At 65.3% G+C, this 23,927-nt stretch carries 27 protein-coding genes; 18 read left to right on the forward strand and 9 right to left on the reverse strand.

The genetic code is table 11. The features are described from left to right. Positions 1-333 precede the first annotated feature (333 nt). Positions 334-3,597, reverse strand: a complete 3,264-nt coding sequence (locus AC4D14_RS01000; protein ID WP_490899713.1) for a hypothetical protein — start codon at positions 3,595-3,597, stop codon at positions 334-336. Positions 3,598-3,987: 390 nt separating this feature from the next. On the opposite strand from AC4D14_RS01000, the gene AC4D14_RS01005 reads away from it, so the two are divergent. From AC4D14_RS01005 to AC4D14_RS01035, 7 genes are all read left to right on the forward strand, one after another. Continuing rightward, positions 3,988-5,214: a TadA family conjugal transfer-associated ATPase gene (locus AC4D14_RS01005; RefSeq protein ID WP_490900466.1), complete on the forward strand. Its 1,227-nt coding sequence runs from the start codon at positions 3,988-3,990 to the stop codon at positions 5,212-5,214. Continuing rightward, positions 5,211-6,071: a type II secretion system F family protein gene (locus tag AC4D14_RS01010; RefSeq protein WP_490899714.1), complete on the forward strand. Its 861-nt coding sequence runs from the start codon at positions 5,211-5,213 to the stop codon at positions 6,069-6,071. The genes AC4D14_RS01005 and AC4D14_RS01010 overlap by 4 nt, the downstream gene beginning before the upstream one ends. Next, positions 6,068-7,012, forward strand: coding sequence for a type II secretion system F family protein (locus tag AC4D14_RS01015; protein ID WP_490899715.1), 945 nt, complete (start codon positions 6,068-6,070; stop codon positions 7,010-7,012). Before AC4D14_RS01010 ends, AC4D14_RS01015 begins: the two co-directional genes overlap by 4 nt. A 23-nt stretch (positions 7,013-7,035) precedes the next feature. Further along, positions 7,036-7,251 (forward strand): hypothetical protein, encoded by a 216-nt coding sequence (locus tag AC4D14_RS01020; RefSeq protein ID WP_490899716.1) that lies wholly within the window; start codon positions 7,036-7,038, stop codon positions 7,249-7,251. Next, entirely contained in the window at positions 7,252-7,662 is a 411-nt protein-coding gene (locus AC4D14_RS01025; RefSeq protein WP_490899717.1) for a TadE/TadG family type IV pilus assembly protein, read from the forward strand. It abuts the gene before it with no gap. Continuing rightward, positions 7,643-8,119, forward strand: a complete 477-nt coding sequence (locus AC4D14_RS01030) for a hypothetical protein (RefSeq protein WP_490899718.1) — start codon at positions 7,643-7,645, stop codon at positions 8,117-8,119. The genes AC4D14_RS01025 and AC4D14_RS01030 overlap by 20 nt, the downstream gene beginning before the upstream one ends. 71 nt (positions 8,120-8,190) lie before the next feature. Next, positions 8,191-8,598 (forward strand): pilus assembly protein TadG-related protein, encoded by a 408-nt coding sequence (locus AC4D14_RS01035; RefSeq protein ID WP_490899719.1) that lies wholly within the window; start codon positions 8,191-8,193, stop codon positions 8,596-8,598. A gap of 137 nt (positions 8,599-8,735) precedes the next feature. On the opposite strand, the gene AC4D14_RS01040 is transcribed toward AC4D14_RS01035, so the two are convergent. The 3 genes from AC4D14_RS01040 to AC4D14_RS01050 all read right to left on the reverse strand — a co-directional run bounded on the left by AC4D14_RS01040 (position 8,736) and on the right by AC4D14_RS01050 (position 10,272). Further along, positions 8,736-8,939: a hypothetical protein gene (locus AC4D14_RS01040; protein ID WP_490899720.1), complete on the reverse strand. Its 204-nt coding sequence runs from the start codon at positions 8,937-8,939 to the stop codon at positions 8,736-8,738. 99 nt (positions 8,940-9,038) lie between these two features. After that, positions 9,039-10,058, reverse strand: coding sequence for an ATP-dependent DNA ligase (locus AC4D14_RS01045; RefSeq protein ID WP_490899721.1), 1,020 nt, complete (start codon positions 10,056-10,058; stop codon positions 9,039-9,041). After that, positions 10,045-10,272, reverse strand: coding sequence for a DUF2188 domain-containing protein (locus AC4D14_RS01050; protein ID WP_490899722.1), 228 nt, complete (start codon positions 10,270-10,272; stop codon positions 10,045-10,047). Before AC4D14_RS01050 ends, AC4D14_RS01045 begins: the two co-directional genes overlap by 14 nt. A 233-nt stretch (positions 10,273-10,505) precedes the next feature. Here AC4D14_RS01050 and AC4D14_RS01055 point away from each other — a divergent pair, with 233 nt between their 5' ends. Beyond that, positions 10,506-10,970: a GatB/YqeY domain-containing protein gene (locus AC4D14_RS01055; protein WP_490899724.1), complete on the forward strand. Its 465-nt coding sequence runs from the start codon at positions 10,506-10,508 to the stop codon at positions 10,968-10,970. A 39-nt stretch (positions 10,971-11,009) separates the two neighbouring features. On the opposite strand, the gene AC4D14_RS01060 is transcribed toward AC4D14_RS01055, so the two are convergent. Then, a complete protein-coding gene (locus AC4D14_RS01060; protein WP_490899725.1) occupies positions 11,010-11,564 on the reverse strand; it encodes a hypothetical protein in 555 nt (184 codons plus the stop codon). Positions 11,565-12,809: 1,245 nt separating this feature from the next. On the opposite strand from AC4D14_RS01060, the gene AC4D14_RS01065 reads away from it, so the two are divergent. The 7 genes from AC4D14_RS01065 (at position 12,810) to AC4D14_RS01095 (ending at position 16,950) form a co-directional block, all read left to right on the forward strand. Further along, positions 12,810-13,505, forward strand: coding sequence for a hypothetical protein (locus tag AC4D14_RS01065; protein ID WP_490899726.1), 696 nt, complete (start codon positions 12,810-12,812; stop codon positions 13,503-13,505). Between the two features lie 116 nt (positions 13,506-13,621). Beyond that, positions 13,622-13,981 carry a hypothetical protein gene (locus AC4D14_RS01070; protein ID WP_490899727.1) on the forward strand — a complete coding sequence of 120 codons (360 nt, stop codon included), beginning with the start codon at positions 13,622-13,624 and terminating at the stop codon, positions 13,979-13,981. 33 nt (positions 13,982-14,014) lie between these two features. Further along, a complete protein-coding gene (locus AC4D14_RS01075; protein WP_490899728.1) occupies positions 14,015-14,638 on the forward strand; it encodes a hypothetical protein in 624 nt (207 codons plus the stop codon). Next, on the forward strand, positions 14,628-15,242 hold the full coding sequence (locus tag AC4D14_RS01080; protein WP_490899729.1) for a hypothetical protein: 615 nt from the start codon (positions 14,628-14,630) through the stop codon (positions 15,240-15,242). The genes AC4D14_RS01075 and AC4D14_RS01080 overlap by 11 nt, the downstream gene beginning before the upstream one ends. Positions 15,243-15,758: 516 nt before the next feature. Next, the gene (locus tag AC4D14_RS01085; protein ID WP_490899730.1) at positions 15,759-16,037 is read left to right on the forward strand and encodes an ArsR/SmtB family transcription factor; all 279 of its coding nucleotides are present in this window, start codon (positions 15,759-15,761) and stop codon (positions 16,035-16,037) included. Next, positions 16,034-16,426, forward strand: a complete 393-nt coding sequence (locus AC4D14_RS01090) for a VOC family protein (RefSeq protein ID WP_490899731.1) — start codon at positions 16,034-16,036, stop codon at positions 16,424-16,426. Before AC4D14_RS01085 ends, AC4D14_RS01090 begins: the two co-directional genes overlap by 4 nt. 95 nt (positions 16,427-16,521) lie before the next feature. Then, positions 16,522-16,950, forward strand: coding sequence for a hypothetical protein (locus AC4D14_RS01095; protein WP_490899732.1), 429 nt, complete (start codon positions 16,522-16,524; stop codon positions 16,948-16,950). Positions 16,951-17,110: 160 nt separating this feature from the next. On the opposite strand, the gene AC4D14_RS01100 is transcribed toward AC4D14_RS01095, so the two are convergent. Then, a complete protein-coding gene (locus AC4D14_RS01100; RefSeq protein ID WP_490899733.1) occupies positions 17,111-18,055 on the reverse strand; it encodes an alpha/beta fold hydrolase in 945 nt (314 codons plus the stop codon). A 494-nt stretch (positions 18,056-18,549) separates the two neighbouring features. Between AC4D14_RS01100 and gap the strand changes: the two genes are divergently transcribed. Together gap and AC4D14_RS01110 are read left to right on the forward strand one after the other, a co-directional pair. Then, positions 18,550-19,557, forward strand: coding sequence for a type I glyceraldehyde-3-phosphate dehydrogenase (gene gap, locus AC4D14_RS01105; protein WP_490899734.1), 1,008 nt, complete (start codon positions 18,550-18,552; stop codon positions 19,555-19,557). A 223-nt stretch (positions 19,558-19,780) separates the two neighbouring features. Beyond that, positions 19,781-20,413: a pyridoxamine 5'-phosphate oxidase family protein gene (locus tag AC4D14_RS01110; protein WP_490899735.1), complete on the forward strand. Its 633-nt coding sequence runs from the start codon at positions 19,781-19,783 to the stop codon at positions 20,411-20,413. 50 nt (positions 20,414-20,463) lie between these two features. Here the strand turns inward: AC4D14_RS01110 and AC4D14_RS01115 are convergent, their stop codons facing one another. The 3 genes from AC4D14_RS01115 to AC4D14_RS01125 form a co-directional block, all read right to left on the reverse strand. After that, positions 20,464-21,171 carry an SOS response-associated peptidase gene (locus AC4D14_RS01115; protein WP_490899736.1) on the reverse strand — a complete coding sequence of 236 codons (708 nt, stop codon included), beginning with the start codon at positions 21,169-21,171 and terminating at the stop codon, positions 20,464-20,466. Positions 21,172-21,948: 777 nt separating this feature from the next. Continuing rightward, on the reverse strand, positions 21,949-22,605 hold the full coding sequence (locus AC4D14_RS01120; RefSeq protein WP_490899738.1) for an HNH endonuclease family protein: 657 nt from the start codon (positions 22,603-22,605) through the stop codon (positions 21,949-21,951). Between the two features lie 218 nt (positions 22,606-22,823). Continuing rightward, positions 22,824-23,084 carry a hypothetical protein gene (locus AC4D14_RS01125; RefSeq protein WP_490899739.1) on the reverse strand — a complete coding sequence of 87 codons (261 nt, stop codon included), beginning with the start codon at positions 23,082-23,084 and terminating at the stop codon, positions 22,824-22,826. A 231-nt stretch (positions 23,085-23,315) separates the two neighbouring features. Here AC4D14_RS01125 and AC4D14_RS01130 point away from each other — a divergent pair, with 231 nt between their 5' ends. Then, positions 23,316-23,768 (forward strand): hypothetical protein, encoded by a 453-nt coding sequence (locus AC4D14_RS01130; RefSeq protein WP_490899740.1) that lies wholly within the window; start codon positions 23,316-23,318, stop codon positions 23,766-23,768. Positions 23,769-23,927: the final 159 nt, after the last annotated feature.

The following is a 23,927-nucleotide window of genomic DNA, read 5'->3' on the forward strand; positions in this document are numbered from 1 at the left end:
AAAGGGCTGCGGAGCACAAGAGTCTACGGGGGTAAGTCGATGTCAAAGTGGTTCTCCATAGTCCAGGCCGGAGCCAGGGCGGGCGATCCATCGAAGACTACATGGGAGTGACGTATGTGACTAATGATTCTTGTGTGAAAGCGGAATATTATGCGCAGCCTCGGCGTTTCGGCCTCCCCGAGGCGGCGTGTCGCAAAATGTCAAGGGATATCTTGAGGCGATTGCCGGTGTTCTTTGAGCCTCCGGCCTTTGAGCCTTCGAGGTACCGGTGGCAGACGTGCAGCCCCGCCCACAGGGCGGGGCATGGCGGGCGCGCGGTGGTCAGTCCGCGCTTCAGACCGCCTGGAAGCAGATTGACTGCGTGACGTCCGCCCTCGTTGAGGTGTAGGCCTTCGCGACGACCATTGAGTAGCAGCCGCTTCGCGTCACGGTCACCACGAAGGCGACGTTGCCCTGATGGCCCGTTGCCTTCCGGGTGCTGTAGGCACCCCCGATGCCAAGTTTCACTGCCTGGTTGATGTTGCGGACTCCCGCCGGTGACGAAACGACCGAACGGAGGGTCACGGTCGAGCCTTTCGGCACCGCGCTCCAGACGCGCGCACCCCGAGCGTTGTACGCAGCGATCGGCTCGACGTAGGCCGTGGGCCGCCACTGCATCGAGTGGAGGGTGGCGGTCTTGGCCAGCCTCATTGCCCACAGCCCCAGCTGGGCGTACTGGGTGCGCAGGGTGACGTTGGAGGAGACGTACGCGGCGTCCTTCAGGGCGTTGTTCGCGTACACGCCGGGGGTCAGCGACTGCTGCCGGACCCTGCCGGTCACGTCGAAGAAGTTGATGAAGCTCGGCGGCCGCGACAGCCATTTCGTCATTCCCTCGTTGACGTAGTTTTTCCCGTAGAGGCGGATGGCCGATTCGAAGGTGTAGGCATTGTGGTTCGCGTCCTGAACGAGGGGGCGGCCGATCGGGAGCTGCCCCGACGGAAGGTACATGTAGGCCCAGCCGCCGCCCGTCGCGTTGTAGGTGTTGATGCCGAGCCACTTCAGCTGGGAGACAACGGCCTTGGCACGTGCCAGGCGGGCCGGCTCGTTGTTCAGGACGCCGGAATCGACCACCTTGTCGAGGAACGCGGCGGCACCCAGGGACACATTCACCACGCAGCCGGAGGACGAGGGGCGGTCATAGCTGCTCTTGGAGTAGGCCATGCACTTCCCATGGGGCGTGTCGTCGATCGGCGTGCTGAGCAGCGAATCGACCGCCGCGAGGAGTTTCGCCTTGGGAACCCCACCGCCGAGGAACCCCGCGAGCAGGACCTCTCCCACATGGTCCGCCGTCGTCACCGTATAGGTGGTCGACGCGCTGTTGACGGTGCCGTTTGAGAAGGCATCCCACGACTGGTCCATGCCGTAGCCGCCGTCCGGCTTGACGAGGCTGTAGGTGCGGGCGAGGTAGCGTTGCGTGGCGGGATCCTTCCAGCCCCGGTATTCGGCCGAAAGGCGCGCCTGGTAGGCGTAGGTCCATGCGTCGTAGGCGCGCTGTCCGCCGGGGTCGCTCTCCATGCGGTGCAGCATGTCCTTGGCGATCGAGTCCCACCAGGCGCGGGATCCGGCCTGCGTCGGTGTTGGGGGCACCTCCTCCAGCGGCGCCACGGGGACGGTGGTCGCCGAGAGCCTTCCGGTGGTTGTGTAGCCGGATTTCGAACCGGTCACACGCACCTGCAGGCGTTTGCCCCGCACCGCCGACGTCGGGACGTACGACGCCGCGGAGGCGCCGGAAATCCGCGCTCCGTCGGCGTACCACGCGTAGCTCAGCGACACCGGCGCGGGCCCCCACTCGCCGGCCGAAACGGTCAGTTTCGTGCCGACGGCAAGCTGGCCAACGATCTTGGGCACCGGCGCAACGAGTGTCCGGTTGACCACCGGGTCGGTGGCCGCGGACATCCGGCCGACGGAAACATAACCCGTCTTGGAGCCGGTCACCCGGACGGTGAGGCGTTTTCCGACGGTCGAGGACGTCGGCACGTAGGAGGAGAGGGACGCCCCGGTGATCCGGGCACCGTCGGCGTACCAGGCATAGGTGAGCTTCACCGGGGCCGGGCCCCAGGTTCCGGCGGCCGCCGTCAGTTTCGACCCGAGAACGGCGTTGCCCGTGATCTTCGGTACCGGCGCGACGAGGGCCTGTTGAGCCACCGGGTCGGTGGCCTTCGACATGCTGCCGACCGGCGTGTGGCCGGGCTTTGAACCCGTGACGCGCACCGTTAGACGCTTGCCGAGCATTGACGGCGTCGGCACGTACGAGGCAAAGGACGCGCCGTCGATCCGCACACCGTCGGCGTACCACGCATAGGTCAGTGTCACGGGGGCCGGCCCCCACTCACCGGGCGCGACCGTCAGCTTCGAATTCACCATCACGGCACCGCTGATCGTCGGCACCGGAGCGATAAGGCTCGTGATGGGCGCCGTCGGCTCGGACGTCTGCGAGGCGGGTGTGTAGCCGGGCGCCGAGGCGGTGACGGTCACGCTGAGCTGGTGGCCGACGTCGGCCGCCGTCGGGATGTAGGTTGCGGTGACAGCCCCCTCGATCGGCGTGCTCTCCTGCTGCCACTGGTAGCTGAGGGTTGCGGGAACCGTGCCGGGTTCGCCGGTGACGGCGGTCAGCGGCATCCCGAGGTTGGGGCTACCGGAGATAGTGACTGAGGGCGCGGTCAGGGTTCCCGGCTGCACGACGTCGGGCAGCTTGTGGTTTGAGAGGCTGTTGACCCAGCCCTCGCGGGACAGGGTTGCGTGGACCGAGATGTCCTGGCCGAGGTCCTCCGCGCGGAGGGTGTAGGCCGGTTCCGTGGCGCCCTCGATGGGGTCGGAGTTCCGGAACCACTGAAGGGAGAGGGCGGCGCCGCTGGTATAGCCGGTGTGCTCGAAGACCACGGTCTGGCCGACCTGGCTCGATCCGCTGACGACGGGCGGTTCGTCAAAGGCCGGTGTTGGCTTCTCGAAGAGGGCGATTCCGCTGTCCTGGGTGTCGCCGTCCTCATTCTCGGTCGTGTTGGCGAAGAAACCAACGGCGACGGCGCTCTTCATGTCGGCAGCCCAGAACGGATCATCGGGTGCCGGGGGCTCGAGCAGCGAGTCGAGGTGGGCCTCGAGCAGCTCAACTTCCGATGCCGGCTCTGCCGTGGTCCTCTCGGCATGGGTTTTCCACTGCGGCGTCAGGTTGTGCTCAAGTTCGAAGGCCGTTGTCTGAAGTGCCTTGTCTTCGTCGGCGTCGGCGTGGATCGCTTCGAGGAAACCACCGGCCTCCTCGCTGAGCATCACCGGTTCGAAACCCAGTTCATCGCGGGCATCGTTGAAGTTGGCGATCGCTTCGTCGATGGTTGTGGCCGGCGGCGTCGGCGCTGGCTCCTCGGTGCCGGGCTCCGGATCGACCGGTACTTCCTGCGCAGACGCCGGTGACAGCGATGAGCAGGCAATCGCCAGTGCGGTGAGCACCGCAGCCGCGGCCCTCGCGTGGAACTCGAACCGATGCGCTGCGATTCGGCTCTGCGGGCGGGGGTCGGTGCTGGACTCCCGCGATCCGGGCACGGGAGCCCAAGGTGCTGACTTCATCATTTCCCCAAACAAGTGCTCCGAGACCGGTTCTGCACCCTGGGCGGCGGCGCGAGACAGCACCACCTCGCGCTTATCGACTGGCGTTCAGGACGGTGCCGATGGAGCGATCGGTCCCGCAGCTCTGAGCGCCACAAACACGCCGGGTGCTTTGAGCGTAGCTGAAGGCCACCGGATCGAATAGACGGTGCAGCGGAATTGGATCAGTAATTCCGCCTGCTCCGGCCTATGTCCCCTGGATGCACAGTGGCGGGCGGTGGGCTAGTCGGGGAAAGTTGTCCACAATAACCAGTTGTACTCTGGTCCGTTCCGGAACCGCTCAGTAGGCTGTGACTGCGCCCAGCTCGGAGGTGCGTGCCGCTAGTGCCGCTCGACCGCCGGGGGACCGTCATGGATGCTGTGGGCATTGTCGAAGACGAGGTGCGCGAACTGATCCGCCGCCGTGGGCTGGACCCGGTGGATCAGGCCGCCGAGGTGATGAGTCTGGTGCATGCCGCTGTCGAGGACTATGGCGAGCGGGCGGTCCTCGGTTCGCTGCCCCCGCTGGGGCACCTTGAGAGCGCCCGGAAGCACGTGTTCGACGCCGTCGCCGGATTCGGGCCGCTTCAGCCGTTCCTTGATGATCCGACGACCGAGGAGATCTGGATCAACGCGCCGTCGGAGGTCTACGTGGCCCGGGCGGGGGAATCGGAGCTGACGTCGCTGACGCTGAGCGAGCGGCAGGTGCGCGACCTCGTGGAGCGGATGCTCAAGTCCTCGGGCCGGCGCCTTGACCTTTCCTCGCCGTTCGTCGATGCGTCGCTGCCGGACGGCTCGCGGCTTCACGTGGTCATCCCGGATGTCACGCGCCGCCACTGGGCCGTGAACATCCGGCGGTTCATCGTGCGCGCGGGCCGGCTCGAACAGCTCGTCGCTCTGGGCACCCTGACCCATCAGGCCGCCCGGTTTCTTGACGCGGCGGTGGCGAGTGGACTGAACATCCTCGTCTCCGGCGCGACCCAGGCGGGGAAAACCACTTTGCTGAACTGCCTTGGCGCCGCAATTGGCCCGCGAGAGCGCGTTGTCACGGTCGAGGAGATCTTCGAGCTTCAACTCCCGTTGCGTGACGTCGTGGGCCTGCAGTGCCGGCAACCGAACCTTGAAGGCCAGGGAGAGATTCCGCTGCGGCGGCTGGTGAAGGAAGCATTGCGGATGCGCCCGGACCGCCTGATCGTCGGTGAGGTCCGCGAGGCGGAGAGCCTCGACATGTTGATCGCGCTCAATAGCGGGCTTCCGGGGATGTGCAGTGTTCATGCCAACTCGGCCCACGATGCCGTGGCGAAAATCTGCACGCTCCCGCTTTTGGCGGGCAAGAACATCTCCAGTGAGTTTGTGGTGCCGACTGTTGCGTCATGCATCGACCTCGTGGTTCATTGTGCCCGGGTGCGCGGCGGGCAGCGCCAGATCCAGGAGGTCCTGGCGCTTGGCCGGCGGGTGGAAAACGGCGTCATCGAATCAGCATCGGTTTTCACCCGTATCGACGGATCACTCCGGCTGAATGCTTCGTCGATGCCGGCCCAGGAGAAGTTCGCCGCGGCAGGTGTGGACGTCGCCGCTCTGCTCGAGGACCACCGATGAGCGCGGTGTTGGGGATGGCAATGGGAGCCGGCCTCTTCCTGATGTGGTGGTCGTCTTGGTCTTCGCCTGTGCCGCCGCGGGCGGCGCAGGTCAAGAGGCAGTCGAGATTGAGCCGCCTGTTGGTTCGCGCTGGCCTGAGCCAGGTCTCTCCCCGGGGGCTTGTTGGAACCTGCATGGCCGTGGGCCTGATTGTGTTGCTGTGCGGCCTTGCCTTCTCGGGGTCGTTCCCGATTGCAGCATGCTTCGCGCTGTTCGGTGGCACCCTTCCGCTGAGCATCGTGCGATGGCGGGCGAAAAGGAGGACGGCGTCCCTGCAGGAGCTGTGGCCCGACGTCGTCGACCATCTGCGGTCTGCAATCCGCGCGGGGCTTTCGCTGCCCGAGGCGCTTATCCAGCTTGGTGAGAAGGGGCCGGCGGAACTGCGTGCCGCGTTCACGGCCTTCGGCTCCGACTACCGGGCCGGAGGCCGCTTCGATGAGTCACTGAACAGTCTTAAGGAAAGGCTCGCTGATCCCGTGGCGGATCGAATCGTCGAGGCGCTGCGCCTCACCCGCGAGGTCGGCGGATCGGACCTCGGCCGACTCTTGGGCACCCTTTCCGAGTTTCTTCGGGACAGTGCGCGCACCCGCAACGAACTGGAGGCCCGTCAATCCTGGACGATTGATGCGGCCCGTCTGGCTGTTGCCGCTCCCTGGTTTGTCTTGCTGCTCCTGGCGACCCGCCCCGAGGCAGTGCGTGCCTACAGCACAGCGGCAGGGGCCGTCGTGCTCCTGGGTGGGCTGGCGGTCTCCCTTTTCTGTTACCGGGTGATGCTGCGCGTCGGTGCCTTGCCCCGGGACGAGAGGGTGCTGCGATGATGCCCTACCTTGCGTTGTCGGCCTTGTGCGGAAGCGTGCTCGGTTTTGGTCCGTGGCTCGCGGGAATCGGGCACCCGGCAGCGCGGAGGGTGCATTTCGTTGATCGGATCGGCCCCCAGTTGAGAGCCGTCGAGGCTCCATCACGGTTATTGGGCCGGGGCCGGTCCGGGGTCTCCACTCTTGCCGGTCCGCTCGGACACATCCTCCGGTCGACACTGTACGACCTGGCCGGGTGGTTCATTCGGTTCAGCCCCGCTTCGAGGGCCCTGGCGCTTCGTCTGGACCAGGCGGGCGCGGGTCAGTCGGTTATGGAATTCCGGGCGCGGCAGATCGTCGCCGGCGCAGTGGGCTTCTGCGTCTCAACGGTCCTGATGGTCCTGTGGGGCGTCTCACGCGGCGGAAGCGTTGTAGCTGCCTTGGCCATTGTGCTGGGCAGTGCCTTCGGATCCGGAGCTGTGCTTGAAATGCGTCTCAGGTCGCGGATACGCCGACGTGAAGCGAGAATGCTTGCCGAATTTCCGAGCATCGCCGAGCTGATGGCACTGGCGGTGGGCGCCGGCGAAAGCGCAACCGGCGCACTCGAGCGGATATGCCGAACCTCCCACGGAGAGCTCGCGAAGGAGTTCAGCGAACTGCTGGCAGACACGCGTGCCGGTATGCCCCTGATTGACGCGCTACAGGCGTTCTCGGACAGGAACCGACTGGCGCCCTTGGTGCGGTTCGTCGACGGACTCACGGTTGCGGTGCAGCGCGGAACACCTCTGGCCGATGTTCTGCGGGCCCAGGCGCAGGACGTGCGCGACCTGTCAAAGCGCGAATTGATGGAGTCAGCGGGAAAAAAGGAGATCGCGATGATGATCCCTGTTGTTTTCGGGGTGCTTCCGCTGACCGTCTTATTCGCGGTGTTCCCCGGACTTGCACTGATCCAGCTCGGATTCTGACATCCCCAGGGAAAGGAACGGACATGCTAGAACCATTCGGACGACACGGGGCGGTCTTCATTGCCCGGCTCGCAGCGCTGTTCGCCCGCACCGGGGAGGATAATCCGGAACGCGGCGATGTCCCGGGGTGGGTGATGATCACCCTCATGTCGGCGGTCCTCGTGGCGGGGCTGCTTGCGGTTGCGGGGCCGGCACTCCAGGGACTCTTCGAATCGGCGATCAGCCAGGTCGCTCCCTAAATGGATCGAATCCACGGTCGGAGCCGGCGGACCCGACGGGGAAGCGGCGAGTGCGGGGCGGCCGTGATTGATTTCGCCTTGATCGGCGGACTGTTGACCGTGATTTTCGTCGCCATCGTTCAGCTGACGCTGGTTCTGCACGTCCGGAACACACTGATCGATGCTGCGTCGTCCGGAGCTCGGTACGGAGCCCTGGCGGACCGGACGCCCGGAGATGCGAAAGAGCGTACGGTGTCACTGATCTCCACGGCGCTGACCGACGACTTCGCCGGGGACGTATCAGTGCGCCGCCGCACCGTCGGTGGTGCAGCCACGGTCGAGGTCGTCGTGCGCGCCCCGCTGCCCGTGATTGGACTCATCGGTCCGACGGGGACGCTGGAAGTATCGGGCCATGCGGTGCTCCCGTCCTGAACGCGGAACAGCGCGCGGGACATACCGGCGCCTGCTCGACGCGGCAGGGAAGCAGGAGGGAAGCGCAGTTCTCGAGTTCACCTTCCTGGGGCTGCTCCTGCTCGTACCCGTCGTCTATGTAATCCTCACCGCCGCTCAGTTACAGGCCGGGTCGTTCGCCGTCATCGGTGCCGCGGACCACGCGGCGAAGGTATTCGTTGAGGCCGACAGCACCGAGGAGGGTGAGGGAAACGCGCGGCAGGCGGCACTGACGGCGCTGGCCGATTTCGGCTTCACCCCGGACCAGTCCCGCATCCACATCACCTGTGCGGGTGAATGCCTTTCACCCGGGTCGAGCGCCACAGCGACGGTGCACCTGGAGGTGCCCCTTCCCCTGATTCCCACAATGCCCGGAACCAACGCCTCGGCGGCCACCGTCGACTCCTCGGCGACTCAGATTGTGCAGCGGTTCGGATGAAGCCGTCTTGGGAAGGGGGAACACCAGGTCGGCCGCGGTTTCCGTCCCGCCTGCGCGGTGAAGATGGCCAGGTGGGAGTGCTGATCATCGGATACCTTCTGGTGTCCCTGCTCGTTCTGTCGGTGGTCCTCTCCGCCACATCGGTGTACCTGGGGCACAAGAGGCTGCTGTCCGTCGCCGACGGCGCCGCCCTCGCCGCCGCCGATTCCTTCACGATCGGCACCGGTCACGGTGGCGGGACCGCGCCGGTCTTGGAACAGGGCACCGTGGAGACGGCGGTGCGCGGATACTTGGAGCAGACGTCGGCGTCGGCGCGCTTTCACGGCCTGCAGGTCGGGCCGGGGACGGGCACGTCCGACGGCAGGACCGCGCAGGTGGTACTGACCGCCGTCGTGCACCCGCCCATGGTGAGCATCCTGGTCCCCGACGGCGTCCCCATTGCGGTCACCGCCAACGCCCGATCCGAACTCACCCGCTGACCGCTCCAGACACGGTATGAACGTTCTTCGAACGAGCATTGAAGAGCGCACGTGAGGTGCGCCGGCCGGCATCTGGTCCTGCATGCGCGGGCTAGCCCGACAATGCAGTCAGGTGTGGAGAAGCGGTGTAACAGCGCTCAGTCCACAAACTCCGACTGGGTTTCGATGAAGTCCCAGTCACCGGAAGAAAGGGTAGTCCCTTCGAGATTGGGGCCACCGACCGCACTGACGGCACTGGCGGCGTCAGGATCGATCTCCGATGCCCCGAGATTCTCGCGGAACCATTCCTTGTGGGTGACGTCCAGAAGGAGCCACCACTGCTCGATGCGTAGTTCTGCCATGAATGCACTCCAAAAGAATCGGTCTTTCCCTCAACGGTAGGCGCGTTGGACCGCCCCTACAAGGGCACACCGGAGCCCACTGACGGGATCAATCGAATCTCACCGCCCGAAGCGGGCCGGGATGTCCACCTCGTCGGGACTGAGCTCGGGGCGCAGGCGCACGAAGCGCAGCGGGTGCCGGAAGGAAGTCCCCGAGAACGCGGCGTCAGCGGTGACCTCCATCACCACCGGCCGCACGAGCGTCAGCCGGGTGGGTCCGTTGGCGGCATTGAAGCGGGACATCGACGCCGACATGAACTCCTCCGGCCACGGGTGACCGGCCTCGGCCGGGGCGAGCATCCGGCCCAAGATTTTGGAAGCGTCTGCGGAGAGCGGGACGGTTCTTCCAACAATGGTCAGGTCGCCGTCGAGCATGAGCCCTGCGATGATCGTCGCGGGACGGCTGATCGGCCCGGTGACCGCCCCGCACACCAGATCGAGGGTGTCGCGGTGCTTGACCTTGAGCCACTGGCGCTCGCCGCCGTCGTACGCGGTGCCGGCGCCCTTGATGACCAGGCCCTCAATACCGGTGGCGGGCATCGTCTCGAACCAGGTCCGCGCCAGGTCCGGGTCCCGGGTGGCGGGGGAGAGGGTCATCGGCGGCGCCCAATCCGCGGCGAGTTCCTCGAGTAGTTCACGCCGGCTGCTCAGGGGGAGTTTTCGAGCGTCCCGGCCGGCGACGCAGAGCAGGTCGAACGCGGTGAAGTGGGCAGGCAGGTCCTGAACCACCCGGGCGAGGTTCCGCTTTGAGGCACCGACCCGTGCCTGGAGGGCGCCGAAGTCGAGCCGGTCGTTGTTCCAAATGACCGCTTCGCCGTCGATGATGCAGCCCGGCGGAAGGAGGTCGTCGGCGATGAGCGCCAGGTCAGGGAAGTAAGAGGTGAGGTTGTTGCCGTTCCTTGACCACAGCTCGGTGCCGTCCTCCTCGCGGATGATCGCTATGCGGTAGCCGTCCCATTTGGGTTCGTAAAGGCACCCGCCCGGAAGCGCGCCCGGTTCCGGGATTGAAGCGACGGGCTTTGCCAGCGCCAGCTTTATGGGCGGCTGCAGCCGGCTCGGGATTCCGTCAGCCCCGGACACGGCGTGCGTCGTGTCCGTAGGAGGTCCGTTCGTCGATAGTCCCGTCGAGGTTCCGGACGATGTGTTCGACCTTTTCCGCCTTGGCCACACCCCTGCCGATCGCTGCTGCCTCTTCCTTGGTGTCCCGCAGGCCCCACGGCTTGTCATCAATGACCTCGCGCCGATTCATCCACAGGCCGTGCTCGTGGAAGGTCTCGACATCTCCCTTAGACATGGTGTCCCCTCTCGCCGGATTATTGCGACACCCTATCGAGGAGTTGGTTGCGGCGGCCAACTATTCCTCGGCGGCCGGACGTCGGTGCCAGCTAACGGTGCAGAATGGAACCATGAGCCAGGCGGTCACCGGGTGGAACGCGGCACTGCGGGAGGGCTCCGGGGCAGGCGGAAACCTCCCGCCCCACCCATCGAACCCGGTGCCGGCGCACCGACCATAAAGCGAGGAGCACAATGACCACCCTGAAAGAACGCCTCAAGGCCGACGTGATCACCCACATGAAGGCCGGGGACCGGCTGAAGCTGACCACCGTGCGCAATGTGCTCGGTGAAATCTCCACCCGCGAGAAGTCCGGCAAGACGCCCGTCGAGCTCGACGACGCCCAGGTGACCTCCCTGCTTCAAAAGGAAGCGGCGAAGCGCCGCGACACCGCCCGCATCTACACCGAGGCGGGGGAGGCCGAGCGCGCCGCCGCGGAGATCGCCGAAGCTGAGGTCATCGAGGCGTACCTGCCTGAGGCCCTGACCGCGGCCGACGTCGAAGCCATTGTCGACAAGGTCATCGCCGCGCTGAAGGCGGACGGCCAGGAACCAACGATGCGCCAGATGGGGGCTGTCATGAAGCCCGTCACCGCCGAGGTGGCGGGCCGCTTCGACGGCAAGGCGGTCAGCGAGATCGTCCGCGGACGTCTCGGCTAGGTTGTCCAGAACGCGCCCTCGCATCGTTGAGGTCAGCCGTTACCCGCACCGCGGGATGATCTTGCAGGCGAAGGCAAAGTTGAGGTATTTCCCAATCTGAAGCCCGTTGTCGACCTGTCCTGAAAAGCCGTTGACGTGCGTATTCCAGCTGGTCTTGACCGGTGGGACGTCGTCGGCCGCCTGAGCGGCGTTGTCCGCTTCCTGCATCGCCGGCCAGCAGGTGCCAGCCCCGGTCGCCTTCAGGCCCACCTGGAGCTGGTCGACCAGTTCGCTCGTTTCATCGAGTTCGCTTGCCGCATGTGATGCCTGCGCTGCGGAGAGCATGCACCGGGCGATGGCGCGGGAATGCCCGGTCTGCTGTTTGATGGTCCGGTCGAGGTACTTCGCGCCGTAGCTGGCCGCATAATCAATCCCAAACTCCTGCACTGCCCAGGCTGCGGTCAACTGAGGGTCGGGGGTCCAACTGAGAACCGCCCCGTCGGGGATGTCCACCGAGTCCCCGGGAACCATGTACAGGAGGCCCGATACCGCAACCCCAGAGGTCCGGAAAAACTCGGAATGGGTGCCGTACTCAAGAATTCTCATCTCGGTCACTGAGCTATCAAAGACCCACACCCCGTCACTCTTGTTCGTGAGGAACGTGTCCGCCGGACCCGCGCAGACCAGTACCTCCGAATACACCTCGGCCTCATCAGGCCCGAGCCCGCTGTACCCGGCATTCTCGTACCCTGGAGCCCACTCCGGGCATGTCTCCGGCGGCTCTGACCTCAGCTGCGCAAGGAGCCTTTCAATGGCCGCTGGATCGATTGTCGGTGTCGCCGAAGGCGGGGCGAAGGTCGGTGTTGACCATGCTGTGGGATCCGGCTCGCGGGGAGGGTCAGGCTCATCTCCGTCACAGCCCGACAAAGTGACCGCGGCCAAGACGGTCACCGCGGATGCAATCAATCGAAGGGTCCTGGATTCCACGGACTTCTCCGCCCGCTCTGAGGATGATGGGGCTGATGCTACGCCTGCGCGGCTCCTGCCGGAAGTGCGGCTTCGCGAGGCATAAGACTCGAGCACCTCCACGCCGGGAGGGGCCTGTAGCTGCGGATCACCAAAAGTGAAGCCGCCATCCAGGTGATCGAGCGGGCCCTCGCGAAGCCGGCACTTCAGTTCCTCCAAAGCAAGCCCGGCGGGGACCCCAACGTGGACCGAAGCGGCCGGCGGCACTACGGCGCCTGCAAGCGGTCGCCAAGCACCCCGACAGGGAGCCGAACCGTCCGGTAACCCGCGCCTACTGCGAGACGCACGGAATGCCCCGGGGTGCCCGTACCGAGACCGGGTACGACCACAGCATCACCGGCCGGTGAAGGACAGCCTCATCGACCTGCTCTCACCGGGGATTTCCAGTGGGAGCAGGCGACGATCACTCTGGCCCGCAGGGATATCGCGAAGGTGGAGGCGGGGACGTACAACTTCGGGTCCCCGCAGGTGGAGCCTTGGTCCAGTCGGAAGGACGCTGCCGTGACGGCGGTCAGGGGGTTCAGCGGCCCGAGGCAGACGCGTCAGATCTTCGGGCTGCCGGTCGACGAGCCTTTATCCGAGCGCCCGGGGACCGTTCTGGGCGCTGCTCGGAAAAGCGTTGCGGGACCGTAATCAGAACCCGTCTTCGACGGAGCTTCGTGGCTGTACAGTCCGTCTCATCATCCGGTTTGTGGGGGCATCCGGATGCGGGTGACGCACATCGTGCGGAGGCCAGAAAGCGCCCCGATCCCGGTTTCGATGAGCCCAGCCTGCCGCCTTTCCCGGCGCCCAGGACTGATTCAAAGCGCCACCCTTCCAGATGAAAGAACGACCATGAACAAGCCATCCATCCTCGCACTCTCCGTCGCAGCCATGCTGCTCGCAGGATGCACCGCCCCGGCAGCGTCAGGACCTGCCGAAGCACCCACACCGCGACCTTCGGCCAGCGTATCCAGCTCGCCTTTCGCGACCCCGAAACCGGCACCCACCAAGGCAGCACCCGCCACCTCGAAGCCGACGGCCGCCCCATCGCCGGCACCGGCGCTGCCTGGGCCTGCACCGGTCGTGGCGGATCCCGCCTTGGTGCCTGAAGCGCCCCTCCCGGCGCCCGTCATCCCCGAGGCACCCCAGCCGGCCCCTGTCGTCCCGGTCGCATCGAAGCCTGCCGGAACGTTCCCGCCGTTCGTTCCGGCACCCCATTCACCCCACGTGTGGAACTACCCGGATCTGGCACCGGTCCCGGGGCCGGAGCCCGTCCGTGTTGAGCGCAAGACGGGAACATCCTGGTTTGTCGTCGGGGACGGCTACGCGCCCGGAACCGAGATTGAAATCTCGTTTGGCAGGTGGCAGACCGACAGCGAAGCCTTCGACATCCCGACCGTCTTCGCCGACGCCAACGGCCGCTACTCCGTGATGATCCGCCTCGAAGTGGACTTCCCGCCGGGCACCTACGGAATCCTGGTCCGGTCCAAGCCCTTCGCCGAGGAGACCAAGCGACACGCGATCGTCGAGGTCGTTGCGGCTTCATAACCTCACCTGGTGCCGCTACCCCTGGATGGACTTGGGCGAAACCACCCATTTAGGGGAGTGCGCCCCACGGCGCCATTGGGGACGGAGGACCCCCCCTTGCCCCACACAAAACCGGCATGAGCGACTACCAGAGTTCTGAGACCCCTGTGCCCGCTCCGGCAGATGACGGCTTTGATGCCGCCTTGTTCGAGAAGGCCTTCAACGCGGAGACCCATATGGGCTGCGTCGACCGTGCCGTCGCCAAGATCACCGCCGAGATCAAGGCCATCGCAGGGCTCTCCGAACCGGCTGGGATGCCGATGGGTCCGCGCATGCCCGTGGCGGCGTTTGCCTCCGGCGGCCAGGGCGGAATTGTATGCGTTGATGCCTTTGGAAAATTGTTTCCCGCCGGCGCCGCGCACAGGAGTCGAATCGTTCCGCAGCCGGTTCAAGTTCACCGTGTTCAGCGACCGAGGAACCATCCCGTGCAAGACTGAGCCCCTGCAAAGGCACTGAACCATGGGGGATAAGTGGCGGAGACAGGCAAGAGCGAGGAACCACCCAGCCGCTGGGTGACGGCTGAGCGGTGGGCGGCGGGCACCCGGGACAATGGCATGGGTGAGGCGGTCCGGATCTACTACACCCGGTATTTCCCCGCTCTGGCCTTGCTGCTTCTCGTCCTGGGAGCCGGGGTTTCCTATCTGCTGTGGCGGGGGCAGGCCTCTTGGTTGGAGCACCTTCGGATCGGCGTGTTCCTGATGGCCACCGGCTGCATGATCGGCGGATTCGTTTACAACACCAAGCGGGTCAAGCCCTCAGTGGACCTGGGCAGGGCAGACGTAATGGTCGCGCTCAACAAGGCCGACCGGGCTTCGGTGAGGCGGCAGATCGCAGGCAAGGAGCCCCCGGACCAGGAACACCTGACGGTGGTGCGGGCCGCGGCTGTGCAGATGCGAAAGCAGACAGCGACCTTCCTGCTGGTTGCGCCGTTCTACCTGTTCCTTATCGTTTCGCAGGACCTGTGGTGGACGGCTGCCGCCGTGACCCTAATCCTGCTGGTGACCATTTCCTTCCTCATGCGCGAATTCCGCCGGCAGGGCCGGTTCCTCCGGGAGACCGAGACCTCCGGTCTGGGCTGCGACAATGCGCACTGAACCAGGGGGCAAAAAGGGGGAGCGGCCCAGCCACTGGGTGGCGGCCGAACGGCGGGCTGCCGATGTGCGGGATAACGGCATCGGTGAGGCCCTGCGGGCCTACTACACCCGGCACCTGCCCGTCGGGGTGCCGCTCCTCATGGTGCTGGGGGCCTTCCTCTCTCACTTGCTGTTCGGCGGCGGGTGGGATCATTGGACCCGGCACCTTGACGTCGGCGTGCTCGTGATGGTCATCGGTTGCTGGATCGGCGGGTGGATCTACAAGAAGAAGCGGATGGCACCCCGGGTGGAACTGGGCTGGGGCGATGTCCTGATCGCGCTCAACGCGTCCGACACGAAGGCCATGATGCGCCAGATCACCGGCCGGGATCCCGTCGACCGAGACCACCTGAACGTTGCCCGGGCCGCCGCCGTGCAGCAACGCTGGAGTAACGCCACCGGGCTCCTGTACGTGGCATGCGCCGTGACTGTTTTCGGGTACGGCCCCGGGCCGTGGTGGACCATCCCCATGGTGCTTCTCGTGGTCGCGTTCGTGTACAGCCTGGTCCGGGACTTCCGACGGCACGGACGCTTCCTCCGGGAAACCGAAAGGCTCACGGACTAGATTCCACAATTCGGCGAATGTCCGTTAAGCGGATCCGTGCGTGTGCCTGGTTCCTAATCAAGACTGCATGCCCAGAGTGCATCCGAAGACCTTGGGAAGCCTCGATTGTGACGAACATTCCCCGCTGGTCGGCTGCGGCTTTTCAAAAGCCGCAGGGACGGTGGCTCCGCTGCCCTGTTTCGGGGTGGAAGTTGTCGATTGGACGCGACGGCGGGTTCCTCATTGGTGCACCAACCAGACCGCGGCGCACCGACATGAAGATGACTGTTCCCCCCCCCCGGGTTATCGCGTGGGCAGGCGTCTCAGGAACACTCCTGCAGTGACCCTGCATGCGGCGGTGGAGTGGAAGCCTTCCCTGACGCAGTCAGACGGGCTATCTGCCACGGAGTCAGCAAGGTCAAAAGCCCCCCGGCCTGTGGCTGGCTCATCTGGCGGTGGCCTGCCGAGCTCGATTCTCAATAGCAGCACCTCTGTGATCCATTGACATGCAAGCAACTGCTTGCCTATGCTCGCCCCATGAGCGATGTTTTCAAGGCACTTGCCGACGAAACCCGCCGCGCCATTCTTGATGAACTTCTCGAACGGGGCGACCAAACCCTTTTCGAAATCTGTACCCGGCTCGCCATGAAGCACGGACTCGGCGCTTCACGACAGGCGATCTCGCAACACCTAGGCGTGCTCGAGGAAGCAGGGCTTGTCCATAGCGAGCGCCGCGGCAGGTACAAGTTCCATACGCTCGACACAACGCCGCTCGCGCAGATCGCCGAGCGCTGGCCCGTGAAGGAGTTCCCGTGAAAATCAACCTCACAACCGTCTTCGTCGATGATCAAGCTGCCGCCCTGGATTTTTACACCAGCAAACTGGGGTTCGAGGTGGCATCAGACATCCCCGTCGGCGAATACCGGTGGATCACGCTCGTTTCGCCGGAGGATCCAACGGGAACTCAGCTTTCGCTTGAGCCATCGGACCACCCCGCCGTCCTGCCGTTCAAACAGGCGCTTGCTGAGGACGGGATCCCCTTCACCTCCTTCGCCGTCGACGACGTCAACGCCGAATACGAGAGGCTCCGGGCCCTGGACGTGGTGTTCACGCAGCCGCCGACGGAAAGTGGCCCGGTCACCACGGCAGTCCTTGACGACACGGTGGGAAACCTCATTCAGATCGCCGCCATGAAGCAGGAATGACGAGCGCAGGATCAGAGCCGGGGGCATGATTCCCTCCGCACGGACGACGGATCGGCACGACCAACCCTCAGCCGACCGGGAGGTATTCTCAGCCCATGTTGATCCGTGAAACAGCCGGCGAGGATGGACCTGCAGGACCCGGTCTTGGAGTCCTCCTCAGGGGAGTGGGCGCCGGCGGGGCACTGGGGACGATCAGTGGAACCCTCTTCATGCCGCTGCCCGCCGCGCCGGGACTGGTCCTCTTCGCTGCACTGTTCGGATTGGGTGCGGGTCTCGTCGTCGGCTTCGTGTGCACAATCACGGGACTGGCGTTGCACGGCCTCGCTGAACGCCGGGCCCCGGCGCTCCGCGCCCCCGCTGCCGCCGTCGGCGCATCGGCGATCGTGCTGATCAGCGCCGCTTCCCTCGGAATCCCGCCGACCCTGCCTGACGCCTGGCTCATCCTCGTCTTCACCGTAGTCGCCGCCGTCCTGGCTGTCTGGATCACCAGCCCGCTGCGCAAGGTCACACCCTCCCGGGCGTAGAGGCGGCGGATGGGCGCGCAGTATCCGAGGGGTGCCGGCTCCCTTGATGAATTCCGGGTAGTAACTGCCGGGTTCAGCGGGTGGAACCGCTTGACGGGGGAACCGGGTGACAGCGAGCCGCCACCCGATTCAGTGTTCCGGTCGATGCCTGAGCTGTTGCCTAGTGGTGGTGTTCGCCGGTCGTCGCATGCACGGCATCGAGGATGATCTCGGTCGTGGCCTCCGGTTGGGAAATCATCGACACATGGGATGCCTCCACCTCGGTGATCGTGGAGCCTGCCCGTTCGGCCATGTAACGCTGGGTGGCCGGGGGAATGGCCTTGTCCTCGGTGCCCAGCAGGTACCAGGACGGGATGGTCTTCCAGGCGACCGGTCCGGACGGCGCACCGAAAGCCGCTTCGGCGAACGGCCGCTGCGTAGCCGCCAAAACGGCGGCGGTCTCCTCGTCGACATCGGCGGCGAAGGCTTCGCGGAACTTCTCCGGGTCCAGGTACAGGTCAACGACCTCGGTTCCGTCGGGGTTCGTTGAGGGAACCGGCACCAGAGCCTCGGGGACCAGGCTGCCCTCATTCAGCTGGGCGAGTTGGAGCACGCTCTCGCCCTCATCGGGCACCCAGCCGTTGATGTACACCAGGGCTTTGACCTGCTCGTTGCCGTACGCCGCGTTGGAGATCACGGCGCCGCCGTACGAGTGCCCCACAAGGACGATCGGGCCTTCGATGGTGGCCAGCAGCGCCGCGACATACGCCGAATCGGTCGTGAGATGGCGCAGCGGATTCGACGCTCCAATGACGCGGTAGCCCTGGTCCTGAAGATCGGTGATGGACGCGGCAAAGCCGCTGTTGTCGGCCCACGCGCCGTGCACGAACACGATCGTCGGCATTGCCGGCTCGGTCGGGTTGCCCGTTCCGGTGCCCGATTGCTGCTCGGCGGAGCCGGGGACGGAGAAGGCGGGCGTCATCCAGGCGCCAAGCAGGGCGATGCAGGCGCCAAGCAGCGCAATGATGCTCAGCGCGCGCCGTGCGTACCAGCGCCGGGCGCGGGGTGGGGTCGACTCCCTGCCGGGGCTTTGTCCGGTGTCCGGCTCCGGAAATTCGGCGTTCATGAAGATCTCCTTCCTAGCACCGACCGGTGTGGTCGGTTGATGCCCAAAAGTCTCGCTACCTCATCCACGCCTCGCGCCTAGGGAACCCACTGGCTTTTTCCCGGGTTCCCAGGGCTGCGGAAGTGCCTACAGCCCTGGTCATTGGATCGCCGATTGGTCCGGGCATCAGCCAGCTCATCGATGCCTACCTGCCGGCGCTCCATCCGGTGCTCACGATGAGCCACCAGTGCCACTTCGCGCGGAGCGGAACATCACGCGGAATAATTAGTGTACTAACGGTGCTGTAATTGGTGCGGTAGCTCCCGAGAGCCGCGCTTTCTACCCAGGCGATCAGCCCCGACCCGCACCTGGCGCTGACCTCATAACTTCAGAAACCACAACGCAAAGGGCCCGGCCTGCCTGCCCGCAGGACCCGGGTTCCTGCCTTCCAGACCTCCCCAAATGTCCATCAACCCCAAGGAAGAAGTCCCTGCCCGGGGACAGAAGGAGTCATCATGACAGTACGCATTGGCATCAACGGATTCGGCCGAATCGGGCGAAGCTACTTCCGAGCCGCGCTCGAGCGGGACGCTGACTTCGAGATTGTGGCGGTCAATGACCTCACCGACCCGGCTACCCTCGCGCATCTGCTCAAGTACGACTCCGTAGGAGGCCGGCTTAACGCCAGCGTCACGGTCGAGGCCGGCAACCTGGTCGTGGGAAACCGGACGATCAAGGTTCTGGCTGAACGCGATCCAGCGAAGCTGCCGTGGAAGGACCTCGGCGTGGACATCGTCATCGAATCGACCGGATTCTTCACCAACGCAGCCGACGCCCGCAAGCACTTGGACGCCGGAGCAAAGAAGGTCCTTGTCTCCGCGCCCGCCAGCGGTGAGGACCTGACCGTCGTGCTGGGCGTCAACGACAAGGACTATGACTCGGCGCGGCACAGCATCATCTCGAACGCCTCCTGCACCACCAACTCCCTGGGGCCGGTAGCCAAGGTGCTCAATGACGCGTTCGGAATCGAGCGCGGGCTGATGACCACGGTCCACGGTTACACTGCGGACCAGAACCTGCAGGACGGACCGCACAAGGACCTGCGCAGGGCCCGCGCAGCAGGAGTCAACCTCGTGCCCACCTCCACCGGGGCGGCCAAGGCAATCGGTCTCGTCCTCCCCGAGCTCAAGGGCAAACTCGACGGCTACGCCATCCGGGTCCCCGTCCCGACGGGCTCCGCCACCGATCTCACCGTGACCCTGAGCCGCGAAGTGACCGCCGAGGAGGTCAACGCTGCATTCAAGGCTGCCGCTGAAACCGGACCGCTGAGCCCCTACCTGAGCTACACCGAAGACCCGATCGTTTCCTCGGACATCGTCGGAGACCCATCATCGGCCATCTTCGACTCCGGCCTGACAAAGGCCGTGGGAAACCAGGTCAAGGTTGTCGCGTGGTACGACAACGAATGGGGCTTCTCCAACAGGCTCGTCGACCTGACGACCATCATCGCCGAGTCCCTGTAACCGCCGGCACGACTGGCTGCGGCCCCGTTTCTCCCACCCTCAGCGGGCGTGGGAGAGGCGGGGCTGTCGGCATCGATTACCGCGCCAGCACCGGTGGAAGCGCTTTTCGGCAGTGCCACGGCGCATCCGAGTCCTTCCCCACTCACGGTCGCGGCTCGCCGGCTATCAGCCCGGGGCGCAACCATGAGCACAAGAACCCAACCATGAGTCGAAGGACCCAACCATGAGCAAGCATTACGCGGGCATAGCATTCACCCCGGCGGTCCGGCAGGCCCAGGAGCGCCACGGGAGCGGCGACTTTTATGGCGCCAAGGCAGACAAGGCGTTGGCGGCGCCCGGGTCCGACCCGCTGGGGCCGCGGGAGCAGACCTACCTCGAAGAACGGGACGGGATGTACCTTGCCAGTGTTGGGGAGACGGGGTGGCCCTACGTGCAGTTCCGCGGTGGCCCGCCCGGCTTCATCAAGGTCCTCGATAACCACACGATCGGCTGGGCCGATTTCCGGGGCAACCTTCAGTACGTGAGCACCGGAAACATGGCTTCGACGGGCAAGGTCTCGATCATCGCCGTTGACTACGCGAATCTGAACCGACTGAAGCTTTTCGGAAACGCGCGGATCATCACGCGGGACGAGGACCCGGAAATGCTCAAGGCCCTGGCCGTTGAGGGCTACGGCGGCGTCGTGGAACGCGCCGTCATCGTGGACGTCGAAGCGTTTGACTGGAACTGCCCCCAGCACATCACGCCCAAATACACGCTGGCTGAACTTGAAGAGGTCATTGACCCCGTGCGCCGCCGCATCGACGCACTTGAAGCAGAGAACGCCGCACTGCGCGCCAGACTCGCCAAGGTGTGAAGTTCGCCGGGGTCCCTGCCGTGAAGCACCTGGCGGCTGACCCGGGTTCCCTATTCAGCCGGCCGGATGAGGTGGGGTCCGTCGTTGCGCACCGATCCCACCTCCTTGCCGACAACCCGGGGAACAAGGACCGGCGGCGGGATCGAGTCAATGAGCGACTGCACGTCCTGTTTCGACGTCGTCGCCGGATTCAGCCAGTCCGCGTAAAGGTCTGGAGGCACGATCAGCGGGGACCGGTCGTGGATGTGCCCGAGGGCGTCTGTGGCGTCCGTGGTCATAATGGTGGCCGTGGTCAGCCACTTCTCCGGATCGTCCTCAGGCTTCGCCGGGTCCGGCCAGTACTCGAACAGGGCGGCGAAGGCGATCAAGTCGTCCTCGTTCTCCGGGTGAAGGTACGTGGGCGTCTTGGTCCCGTCCGGATTCTTGGCCCACTCGTAGTACCCGTTCGCCGGCACCAGTGCCCGCCGCTTGGCGGCCGCCTGCCGGAACGACGGCTTCTCGACGACGGTCTCGGCGCGGGCGTTGATCATCTTCGAACCGATCTTCGGATCCTTCGCCCATACCGGCACCAGACCCCATTTCGCAATGTCCAGCCGGCGGGTGAGCGTTCCGTCCCGCAGGCGCTCTGAGACAAACGGGATGCCCGTCATGGGCGCCACATTCCAAGATGGGTTCACCTCATCCTGAAAAGACTCGTCGACGCTGAACGCGTCGAGCATTGCCGCCTTGTTCCCAGCGATCACAAACCGTCCGCACATGCGCCCATTCTGCCCCAGCCCGGTGACATCCTCACGCATCGGCTCTGCTCAGGCCGCCGCAGTGACCTGTGAGCATCACCGGCCGACGCGGGAATGCCCGCGGGAACCGGGTTTATAGGTACGCACTCCGTACGAGACGAGTTCCATGAACCTCTCGCCTTCCTTCGCCGTCAGTGCCGCTTCCCAAACGTGGATGGCGAAGAGGCCAAGCGGTGAGACGCCGGAGCCGGCGGCACCTCTTGGGTATGTGGCATTGACCTGTTCGGCAAGCTCGCGGAGGGGTAGCTGAAATTCGAAGACTCCCTTGTTCGGTGGGGCGAGGTGGTATTGGAAGCGCTCCCCGTCACCTTCACCAACGACCTCAAAATGTCCGTCCGGGTCGTCTTGTATCTGGATGAGCTCCCGCAGATTTCTAGCAGAGATTTACATGCGCCTGATTATGGCGGACGAAAGGCGGTGGAGCGCCGGGACGCCCGCTCCGACACCGTCTGGTGGCTCGACCTCCATGGTCGCGGCCGGTGACGACAAGCTGGTTCGTACTGTGATCCTCCACAAAGCCCTGGGCCATGTTGTGGGACTTGACCACGTCGAAGACCGGGAACAGCTCATGTTCGCGGAAATGACGCCTGAGTGGTCAGATTTGGCTCCCGGAGACCTCGCAGGGCTCGCCATTCCTGGCGCGGGACCGTGTATTCCCGAAATCGGAGCCTTTCGGACCATGGATCCAAAAGAGAGCGGCCCCGGCTCAAGGAGCCGGGGCCGCTCTAAGTGGCATTTCTACGCGCGCGTGACTTTCAGGGTGACATTGGCGCAGGCGTCGGCCCAACGAACCAGTGCCGCCTTCTCGTTGGGATCAACCTTGAGGCCCCACCGGATCTTCACCGCGACCCACTGGGCCACGTAGGAGCAGCGGTTGCTCGGCGGCAGCCACTGTTCCGGCCCGGACGCCTGCTTTGACGAGTTGAGCGCGCTGGTCTGGGCGTTAAGCGACCTGCCATCGCCCATGTCGTTGTAAAACGCGACCCGCCGCGCCTGAGTCCAGTAACGGGCGCCGGATCCCCACGCCTCGTGCACGGGAACCATGTGATCGATCTGAACCGTCGTGGCGGAGGTGTGGGTCCGGTTGTCAAAGGTGGTCACCCACCGGCCCTTGGCGACAGTGCAGCGCCTCGTGCTCGTGTAGGTGGTTGCGACCTTGCTCTCCTGAATCAGTACCTCGGCGCGCGTGTTCTGGCAGTCGCCGTTCGTGTCTTTCCACTGCCCGAAGTACCGGTCGCGGTCGTAGCCGGTGTTGTTTTCCGAAGCGACCGGCAGGGCGCGGGCGGCACTTCGAAGGTACCCGGTGTAGGTGGTCCCGGCCTCGGCGGGAACGCCGATTCCGGTGAGAAGGAGGCCTGCAGTGAGCGCGGCAATAATGCCGGTTTTCTTGATCATTTTTTCCCCAGAGTGGAACTACAAATGCGAAAGATAGGGCGTGAGACGCGCCCGTGCATCAACAGTCCCACGAAGGAATAGAAATCCTTGGTCAATAATCCGCAGGGTTTGCGCAGTTTTTGCCTAATGCGCGGCGTGCTTCAAAAGCCGCTCGCGTAGACACCGTGGCCGAGGGCGCGGGTGAGTGGCGCTCGGAACCGGCGGATCCCCGGCTAGGGCTAGGGCTGGGGCCCCGGCCTTCCCGGCCCTTCCTTATTCTCCGACAACCATTGCCGTGCCCACTTGACGACGACGTACACGATCACGCAGTTAACGATCACGCGCACGAAGGTCAGGTCTGTACTGAAGGCACCGACCACCACCACGCCAAGCAGAACGACGACGAAGGACTTCCGGATGAGCGCAAGCTGCCCTGGGCCGAGAGGACGTGGCCACGGATGAAAATCGCTCTGCTGCGGTTCATCGGCGTTATGTTTCACAGCTCGCTCCTCACAGCGTCGAAGCCGATATGGCTATGGTGCGCCGCGAGGGAAGAGCGGGTCAATTCCGGTCGAGGTGGTTCCCGTGGCTGGGAAACCGGCCCGCGGAAGGATCGGCATGGATGCGGTTAAGGGGGCCCGCGCGCACCGCGGACGGCGCGCACCGCGGACGGCGCGTGCCCCTGCGGCAGACAGGTAGGCTGGCCCGACAAAGGACTGTTGGGGGACAGCATGAAACTCAGGCCCGCGTTGGCTCTTGCTCTTGGCACCGCGATGCTCGCCGGCGCATGCACCACTGAGGCAGCGCCGGTGGGTTTCGCCCGTTTCCAAGAGGAGCAGACCGAGACCGACCGGCTCCCGGAGCAGGATCTTCCCCCGGGGGCACCCATCGACCCGCTCAGCACCCGCCTGCTGGTCGACCGAAACGGCAACAGGTACTACCTCGCGCACCTGCAGGAAAACCCGGAGCGTTCGGTGTGCCTCATCATGTACAACGAGGACGGGCAGTCGGTGGCCGGTTGCGGCGGCGACGGTCCCGCGTATGTGCTCGGCGTCGACGGCTTCGGTGTACAGGCCCGCCTGGTCGAGGATGACGCCGACCTCGCGGCGAGCGTTGCCGAGGGATGGAAGGTCGCCCACCCGAACCTGCTGGTGCGCGCCGCTCCCGGCGTCCAGCCGTCCTAAGCCAACAGTCCCAGACCAACCGTCCTAATCCTGCGTCCGGCGTATCCTCGCGCGACTTTGCCAAGCCAGCGCGGACGTGCCCGGCCCACCGATGTGGGGAGTGATCCGCACGTCGGCGCCGCCTAAGCCCCGTAGCGTCCACGTGGGTGGGGGCGAAAA

Source organism: Arthrobacter sp. TJ-254 (genome assembly GCF_058269175.1).

What these genes read in the sequence shown, in the direction of transcription:
- AC4D14_RS01000 (WP_490899713.1), bottom strand. Translation starts at nt 3,597, where the DNA reads ATGAAGTCAGCACCTTGGGCTCCCGTGCCCGGATCGCGGGAGTCCAGC.
- AC4D14_RS01005 (WP_490900466.1), top strand. Translation starts at nt 3,988, where the DNA reads ATGGATGCTGTGGGCATTGTCGAAGACGAGGTGCGCGAACTGATCCGC.
- AC4D14_RS01010 (WP_490899714.1), top strand. Translation starts at nt 5,211, where the DNA reads ATGAGCGCGGTGTTGGGGATGGCAATGGGAGCCGGCCTCTTCCTGATG.
- AC4D14_RS01015 (WP_490899715.1), top strand. Translation starts at nt 6,068, where the DNA reads ATGATGCCCTACCTTGCGTTGTCGGCCTTGTGCGGAAGCGTGCTCGGT.
- AC4D14_RS01020 (WP_490899716.1), top strand. Translation starts at nt 7,036, where the DNA reads ATGCTAGAACCATTCGGACGACACGGGGCGGTCTTCATTGCCCGGCTC.
- AC4D14_RS01025 (WP_490899717.1), top strand. Translation starts at nt 7,252, where the DNA reads ATGGATCGAATCCACGGTCGGAGCCGGCGGACCCGACGGGGAAGCGGC.
- AC4D14_RS01030 (WP_490899718.1), top strand. Translation starts at nt 7,643, where the DNA reads ATGCGGTGCTCCCGTCCTGAACGCGGAACAGCGCGCGGGACATACCGG.
- AC4D14_RS01040 (WP_490899720.1), bottom strand. Translation starts at nt 8,939, where the DNA reads ATGGCAGAACTACGCATCGAGCAGTGGTGGCTCCTTCTGGACGTCACC.
- AC4D14_RS01050 (WP_490899722.1), bottom strand. Translation starts at nt 10,272, where the DNA reads ATGTCTAAGGGAGATGTCGAGACCTTCCACGAGCACGGCCTGTGGATG.
- AC4D14_RS01055 (WP_490899724.1), top strand. Translation starts at nt 10,506, where the DNA reads ATGACCACCCTGAAAGAACGCCTCAAGGCCGACGTGATCACCCACATG.
- AC4D14_RS01065 (WP_490899726.1), top strand. Translation starts at nt 12,810, where the DNA reads ATGAACAAGCCATCCATCCTCGCACTCTCCGTCGCAGCCATGCTGCTC.
- AC4D14_RS01070 (WP_490899727.1), top strand. Translation starts at nt 13,622, where the DNA reads ATGAGCGACTACCAGAGTTCTGAGACCCCTGTGCCCGCTCCGGCAGAT.
- AC4D14_RS01080 (WP_490899729.1), top strand. Translation starts at nt 14,628, where the DNA reads ATGCGCACTGAACCAGGGGGCAAAAAGGGGGAGCGGCCCAGCCACTGG.
- AC4D14_RS01085 (WP_490899730.1), top strand. Translation starts at nt 15,759, where the DNA reads ATGAGCGATGTTTTCAAGGCACTTGCCGACGAAACCCGCCGCGCCATT.
- AC4D14_RS01095 (WP_490899732.1), top strand. Translation starts at nt 16,522, where the DNA reads ATGTTGATCCGTGAAACAGCCGGCGAGGATGGACCTGCAGGACCCGGT.
- AC4D14_RS01100 (WP_490899733.1), bottom strand. Translation starts at nt 18,055, where the DNA reads ATGAACGCCGAATTTCCGGAGCCGGACACCGGACAAAGCCCCGGCAGG.
- gap (WP_490899734.1), top strand. Translation starts at nt 18,550, where the DNA reads ATGACAGTACGCATTGGCATCAACGGATTCGGCCGAATCGGGCGAAGC.
- AC4D14_RS01110 (WP_490899735.1), top strand. Translation starts at nt 19,781, where the DNA reads ATGAGCAAGCATTACGCGGGCATAGCATTCACCCCGGCGGTCCGGCAG.
- AC4D14_RS01115 (WP_490899736.1), bottom strand. Translation starts at nt 21,171, where the DNA reads ATGTGCGGACGGTTTGTGATCGCTGGGAACAAGGCGGCAATGCTCGAC.
- AC4D14_RS01120 (WP_490899738.1), bottom strand. Translation starts at nt 22,605, where the DNA reads ATGATCAAGAAAACCGGCATTATTGCCGCGCTCACTGCAGGCCTCCTT.
- AC4D14_RS01130 (WP_490899740.1), top strand. Translation starts at nt 23,316, where the DNA reads ATGAAACTCAGGCCCGCGTTGGCTCTTGCTCTTGGCACCGCGATGCTC.